Source organism: Hymenobacter agri (assembly GCF_054778495.1).
Genome location: NZ_BAAGZM010000272.1, coordinates 1 through 5,537, shown reverse-complemented (window position 1 = coordinate 5,537; position 5,537 = coordinate 1). Strand labels below are relative to the sequence as shown.

The window sequence follows — 5,537 nt, the reverse complement described above, 5'->3', positions numbered from 1 at the left end:
GCCAGCCGGCCGGTGCGCCGCCAGTGCCAGCCCAGTAGCAGCAGGGCCGCGGCCAGCGCCACGGCTGCCACCACAAAATCAGGATACGCCCAGTTCAACAAGTTACGAGTTATTAGTCCCCAATATTACGGCCGAATACCCGGCTGCAACCGAACTGACAGCCAAAATGGAGAGCAACTTTTTTTCGGATTTTCGAGAAATTTTTTGCGAAAAGTGCGGTTCTCTCGCATCGGCCCGTATATTTGCACCCGCTTCGAACGGGAGCGAAGACCAGCCGGAGAAGTGGGTGAGTGGCTGAAACCAGTAGTTTGCTAAACTGCCGTAGCTCTAAAGGTTACCGGGGGTTCGAATCCCCCCTTCTCCACTATAATGTTGGGTTGTGGAAGCAGCTCGTTGGGGCTCCAACCAACAAGTCGTTTCCCGGCTCAACATTATTTTTTTCGGGGTGTAGCGTAGCCCGGTATCGCGCCTGGTTTGGGACCAGGAGGTCGTAGGTTCGAATCCTGCCACCCCGACTTGTTGCCCCGTATTCGACCCCGTAGCTCAGCTGGATAGAGCAACTACCTTCTAAGTAGTCGGTCTTTGGTTCGAATCCAAACGGGGCCACCAAGTCCTTGCAAAAGCCACCCCCACGGGGTGGCTTTTGCTGTTTTCAGCCCTTGCGTGTTCGGCGAATTGGTGAGGCAGAATCAGCTGGCGCCAACCCGCTGAAAAGCACCATTAAAAATGAAAAATTCCCGCGAAAAAACCCGCAAAAACTACGTAAAATGGGATTAAATATGTACTTTTGAGTGTTCAGTACCAGGCAGCCAATTGCGCTGTTTAATGACCTGATTTAATCCCGCCCTCATGAGCGAAACCACCGAAAAAATTGTGCAGCCGGACTATACCGCTGACAGCATTCAAGTTCTCGAAGGATTGGAGGCCGTGCGCAAGCGCCCCAGCATGTACATCGGCGATACTGGCCTCAAAGGCCTGCACCATTTGGTGTGGGAAGTGGTCGATAACTCCATCGACGAAGCCCTGGCCGGCCACTGCGACCTGATTAACGTTACCATCAACGAAAATAACTCCATCACCGTGCGCGATAACGGGCGCGGCATCCCAGTCGATTTTCACGCCAAGGAAGGCCGCTCGGCCCTCGAAGTGGTACTGACCGTGCTGCACGCCGGCGGTAAGTTCGACAAAGGCTCCTACAAAGTGTCGGGCGGCCTGCACGGCGTGGGCGTGAGTTGCGTAAACGCGCTCAGCACCGACCTGAAGGTGACCGTGCGCCGCAAGGGCCACGTGTACCAGCAGGAGTATAAAATCGGCTTCCCGCAGTACGACGTGAAGGAGATTGGCGACACCGACGAGCATGGCACCGAGGTGCAGTTCCTGCCCGACCCCACCATCTTCGCCGAAACCGAATACCGCTACGACACCATTGCCAGCCGCCTGCGCGACCTGAGCTACCTGAATAAGGGCATTCGCATCACCCTCACCGACCGCCGCGAAAAGCTGGAAAGCGGCGAGTTCCGCGGCGAGGAATTTTACTCGACCGGCGGCCTGCGCGATTTCGTGCAGTACCTCGACGGCGACATGCGCCCCTCCCTGCTCTCGGAGCCCATTTATGTGGAAAGTGAGAAAGGCGGCACGCCCGTGGAAGTGGCGTTGCAGTACAACACCTCTTACCAGGAAAACGTCTATTCCTACGTCAACAACATCAACACCATCGAGGGCGGCACGCACGTGGGCGGCTTCCGCTCGGCGGTGACGCGCGTGCTGAAAAGCTACGGCGACAAGAACAAGTTGTTTGAGAAAGCGAAGGTGGAAATCACCGGCGACGACTTCCGCGAGGGCCTCACGGCCGTGATTTCGGTGAAGGTGGCCGAGCCGCAGTTCGAGGGCCAGACCAAAACCAAGCTGGGTAACTCCGAGGTGAGCGGCGCGGTGAACTCGGTGGTGGGCGAAATCCTGACGCAGTACCTGGACGAAAACCCCAACCAGGCCAACCGCATCATGGAGAAGGTGATTCTGGCCGCCAAGGCCCGCATCGCCGCCCGCAAGGCCAAGGACATGGTGCAGCGCAAAAACGTGCTCGGCTCGAACTCGCTGCCCGGCAAGCTGGCCGACTGCTCCGACTCGGACCCGGAAATCTGCGAGCTTTACCTCGTGGAAGGGGACTCGGCCGGCGGTACTGCCAAGCAGGGCCGCAACCGTGCCTTCCAGGCTATTCTGCCGCTGCGCGGTAAAATCCTGAACGTGGAGAAGGCCCAAGAGCACAAGATTCTGGAGAACGAGGAAATCAAGAACATGATTACCGCGCTGGGCGTCACGTTCAACGAGCGCAAGTCGTTGGCTTTCACCACCGACGAGGAAGGCACCGAAACCGGCCCGCTGAACTTCGACAAGCTGCGCTACCACAAGGTCATCATCATGACCGACGCCGACATCGACGGCTCGCACATCCGCACGCTGATTCTCACGTTCTTCTTCCGCTACATGCGCGAGCTGGTGGACCGCGGCTACATCTATATCGCCCTGCCGCCGCTCTACCTCGTGAAGCGCGGCAAGGAGGAGCGCTACTGCTGGACCGAAGAAGAGCGCCAGCAGGCCCAGGAAGATATGGGCCGCGGCAAGCCCGAAACGGTGAACGTGCAGCGCTACAAAGGCCTGGGCGAGATGAACGCCGAGCAGCTCTGGACGACGACCATGCAACCCGAAACCCGCACCCTGAAGCAGGTAACGGTGGAGTCGGCCGCTGAGGCCGACCACTTGTTCTCCATGCTGATGGGTGATGAAGTGGCCCCCCGCCGCGACTTTATCGAGCGCAACGCCAAGTACGCCAAGCTGGATGTATAATTGCCAGCCCTCAAAAAAAGGCCCGCTGCAAAGCGGGCCTTTTCTTTTGCCCATTCAATACTGATTTTTATGCGACAATTAATTTCGTCCGGGGCGCCGTGGGAGCCCATTGTGGGCTATTCGCGGGCCGTGCGCGTGGGTAATGTGGTAGAAGTGGCCGGCACCACCGCGCAGGATGGGGATGCGGTGACGGGTGGCTCCGACGTGTATGCGCAAACCAAGCGGGTGGTGGAGAAAATAGGTGAGGCGCTGGCAGCGGCCGGGGCCTCGTATGCCGACGTGGTGCGTACGCGCATTTTTGTAACCGACATTGCGCAATGGGCGGCCGTTGGGCGAGCCCACGGCGAAGTGTTTTCCGAAATACGACCGGCAACTTCTATGGTAGAAGTGCGGGCGCTGATTGACCCGCGATTGTTGGTGGAAATTGAGGCCACGGCCATTATTTCCACGTACTAGCTTACATACGGGCGCCTGCTGCCGTATTTTGCCCTGCATTCCATTATCCACAATGAAGCTCTTCAAATCCTCCGACCTTATCCGCAAAAGCAAGTACATCAGCCGCGACCTGAGCTGGCTGCGGTTTAACTACCGGGTGCTCGACCAGGTGCAGGATGCCGGCCGCGGCCTGTTCGATAAGCTGAAGTTTCTGGCCATCACCAGCTCCAACCTCGACGAGTTTTTCATGATTCGCGTGGGGTCGCTGTATAACTACCTCGATTACGGCAAGGAGCGCATCGACTACTCGGGCCTGCGCGAGCTGCCCTTCCGGCGCAAGCTGCTCGATTTCGCGCACCGCTTCGTGAACGACCAGAGCCTGACGTATCTGAACGAGCTGAAGCCGAACTTCGAGAAGAATGGCTTCAATATTCTGAAGATGAGCGACCTCACGGAGCTCGAAGTGAAGAAGGCTGATGGCTATTTCAAGAACACCGTATTTCCGCTGCTCACGCCGATGGTGTACGACTCGTACCACGGCTTCCCGCTGATGATGAACCAGATGCTCATCTTCGGGGTGGTCACGCGCATCGGCAACGGACTGGCCGTGGGGCTCGACGGCGAGGCCGAGAAAGGGCAGGAGCGCCTCACCTTCGTGCAGATTCCGCAGAACCTGACGCGCTTTTTTGAGCTCACGCGCAAAGACAAAGTCATTTTTGTGCCCATCGAGGAAGTAGTGCGCGAGTTTCTGCCGCGCCTGTTCCGCAACGTGGAAATTGTGTCGGCCGATTTGTTCCGCATCACGCGCAACGGCGATTTCACGCTGGAAGAGTCGGACGATATCGACAACGACTTCATCAAAGAAATACAGGTGGGCCTGAAAACCCGCAAGCGCGGCCGCGTGGTGCGCGTGGAAGTGGAGCCCAACGCCTCGCCCGTGCTGATGAATGTGCTGCGCGAGCGGTGGAACATTGACAACGGCAACGTCTTCGTCATCAATTCGCTGATTGATTTGAAGGGCCTGTGGCAGATTGTGCGCCACCCTAACTTCCGCGGCAAAACGGCCAAAATGCCCGCCACCGTGCAGCCGCTCAGCCTGCCGGAAGGCGCCGAGGATAACCTGTTCGAGTACCTCAAGCACCACGATGTGCTGCTGCACCACCCCTACAACAGCATCGAGCCGATGGTGCGGCTACTGGAGCAGGCCGCCGTCGACCCGCACGTGCTGGGTATCAAGCAAACCATCTACCGCCTGGCCGACGACTCGCGCGTATCGGCCGCGTTGCTGAAGGCGGCGGAGAACGGCAAGCACGTGTCGGTGCTGTTCGAGGTGAAGGCCCGGTTTGATGAGGAGAAGAACATCCGGGAGGGCGCGCGGCTCGAAAAGGCCGGCTGCTTCGTGATTTACGGGGTGAGCAAGTACAAGACGCACACCAAGCTGCTCATGATTATCCGGAAGGAGGGTGAGAAGGTGACGCGCTACGTGCACATCGGCTCGGGCAACTACAACGAACAGACCTCGCGCCTCTATACCGATGTTAGCCTGCTGACTACCAACGATGTGTATGGCCACGACGTGTCGGAATTCTTCAACGTAATTACCGGCCACTCGCAGCCTGACGACTACGAATACCTCATCACGGCGCCGAAGGACATGCGCCAGCAGCTCATTCACCTTATTCGGGAGGAAGTAAAGCACGCCAAAAAGGGCCACCAGAGCGGCATCGTGATGAAGATGAACTCCTTGGAGGACAAGGAGATTATCGACGAGTTTTACAAGGCGGCGAAGGCGGGCGTGCCCATTCGGTTCATCGTGCGCGGCATTTGCTGCCTGCGGCCGGGGCGGCCAGGCCTGAGCGAGAATATTGAGGTGCGCAGCATTGTGGGCGAGTACCTGGAGCACACGCGCTTGTTTTACTTCCACAACGGCGGCGATGCGAAGGTATACGCCGGCTCGGCCGACGTGATGGTGCGCTCGTTTGACCGGCGCATCGAGGCACTGTTCCTGATTGTGAATCCGCAGCTGCGGCGCGAGGCCATCAATATTCTGATGATGAATATGATGGACAACCAGAACAGCTACGTGATGCGGGAAGATGGCGCCTACATCCGCCAGCGCCCCGCGCCCGGCGAGCCGGTGGTGAACGTGCACAAGGACTTCTTCAAGCGCGACGAGGCGCTGCTGGCCACCGCCACGCCTGAGGGCCTGCTGGCCCTGCTGGGCGTGCAGGACCAGCGCCGGGCCGATGTGGCCGCTG

Annotated in this window: 3 protein-coding genes and 3 tRNA genes; all 6 read left to right on the top strand. The window is 58.6% G+C overall.

Annotated features, from left to right (window positions below; all coding sequences use genetic code 11):
* The first annotated feature begins 276 nt into the window (after nt 1-276).
* Nucleotides 277-364 (top strand) — tRNA-Ser (locus ACYVDE_RS13460).
* 77 nt (nt 365-441) lie between these two features.
* Nucleotides 442-515 (top strand) — tRNA-Pro (locus ACYVDE_RS13455).
* A gap of 17 nt (nt 516-532) precedes the next feature.
* Nucleotides 533-609: transfer RNA gene (locus ACYVDE_RS13450), tRNA-Arg, on the top strand.
* A gap of 240 nt (nt 610-849) precedes the next feature.
* Complete coding sequence (gene gyrB / locus ACYVDE_RS13445) at nt 850-2,844, top strand: DNA topoisomerase subunit B (protein ID WP_460502060.1); 1,995 nt, start codon at nt 850-852, stop codon at nt 2,842-2,844.
* Nucleotides 2,845-2,913: 69 nt separating this feature from the next.
* A complete protein-coding gene (locus tag ACYVDE_RS13440; protein ID WP_460502059.1) occupies nt 2,914-3,300 on the top strand; it encodes a RidA family protein in 387 nt (128 codons plus the stop codon).
* A 52-nt stretch (nt 3,301-3,352) separates the two neighbouring features.
* Nucleotides 3,353-5,537, top strand: a 2,185-nt coding sequence (gene ppk1 / locus ACYVDE_RS13435; RefSeq protein ID WP_460502058.1) for a polyphosphate kinase 1, incomplete at its 3' end; no start/stop codon positions are given.